This window comes from Bacillus cereus group sp. BfR-BA-01441 (genome assembly GCF_022663075.1).
Lineage (GTDB): Bacteria > Bacillota > Bacilli > Bacillales > Bacillaceae_G > Bacillus_A > Bacillus_A cereus.
The window spans coordinates 1-236 of the sequence record NZ_JAKUEU010000370.1 but is presented as its reverse complement, the minus strand read 5'-3'; the positions used below and the strand labels follow the sequence as shown (position 1 = coordinate 236).

The following is a 236-nucleotide window of genomic DNA, read 5'->3' as shown; positions in this document are numbered from 1 at the left end:
ATCGTATTTCTATCAAGCGTATTAGTATAATAGAAGCTTTGTAACAAAAGAAAAGGAAGGGAGAATGAAAGATATGAAAGAGCAAGTATTACAAGTAACAAAAGGTGACTTATTAGGATCCGCAAGTGGAGCGGTAATATTAACATCATTTATTCTATTCCTTGCAAATGTATTAGTATGAGATATATAAATACAATCATTCAAAAAAAATAAAGACTCTAACGTATTAGTAAGTA

Annotated in this window: 1 protein-coding gene; it reads left to right on the top strand. The window is 28.8% G+C overall.

Annotation, left to right across the window (positions count from 1 at the left end):
• The first annotated feature begins 64 nt into the window (after nt 1-64).
• The gene (locus MR107_RS30890; RefSeq protein ID WP_242293215.1) at nt 65-181 is read left to right on the top strand and encodes a DUF3948 family protein; all 117 of its coding nucleotides are present in this window, start codon (nt 65-67) and stop codon (nt 179-181) included.
• The last annotated feature ends 55 nt before the right edge of the window (nt 182-236 follow it).

Excerpts from the sequence above, each read along its gene's own strand:
- MR107_RS30890 (WP_242293215.1), top strand. The coding sequence starts at position 65 with ATGAAAGATATGAAAGAGCAAGTATTACAAGTAACAAAAGGTGACTTA.